The 524-nt window shown below is 45.4% G+C and carries 1 protein-coding gene; it reads right to left on the bottom strand.

Annotated features, from left to right (window positions below):
• Window positions 1-137: 137 nt before the first annotated feature.
• Window positions 138-341 (bottom strand): Fic/DOC family N-terminal domain-containing protein, encoded by a 204-nt coding sequence (locus tag P5674_RS25795; RefSeq protein ID WP_231852026.1) that lies wholly within the window; start codon window positions 339-341, stop codon window positions 138-140.
• Window positions 342-524 lie beyond the last annotated feature (183 nt).

The raw sequence follows: 524 nt of genomic DNA, 5'->3' as shown, positions 1-524 counted from the left end.
CCCCTGCCTTATTTGGTATATTTCTATACCGAATGTTGGGACATATAAACAGTTATGAGGATGGTCAGGAGTGCGCTCCTTATATTCAATCAAGGGGTTGAAGTCCCCACCAGGCGGTTATTTCAGGTATTTCAACCCTATTTCATGCCTGAACGTCTCGCACCTAGAACATCTATCAAAGAGGCTTGCGTACCCTCAATTTGACTCGATAAAACTGCTTCTTTACGAACGTACATAAATACAAATAAATCGGGGTTGGGGAGAGCATCAGTTGCACCATCTAAACGACCCAATGCACGATCGGCTTGAGATAGCAAATTCCACATTTCCGGATCCATCATAATCTCAGGGGTAGGTGGCAGTGGATTGGGGATAAAGGCCCTGTAGCCTTCTATCTGTTCTATGTATTGGCCTGCTCTCGATGTCCCAAGCATTCTTATCGGTTCCGATAATACTGAGTCACTTTTGATTATTAGGGGTCGAGATAGACCTCACGGTCTACCCCTCCCATTCAGCAGCAGAAC

This window comes from Limnospira sp. PMC 289.06 (genome assembly GCF_032350395.1).
Taxonomy (GTDB): Bacteria; Cyanobacteriota; Cyanobacteriia; order Cyanobacteriales; family Microcoleaceae; genus Limnospira; species Limnospira platensis.
The sequence above is the reverse complement of the archived record's forward strand: the minus strand, read 5'-3'. Positions and strand labels throughout refer to the sequence as shown.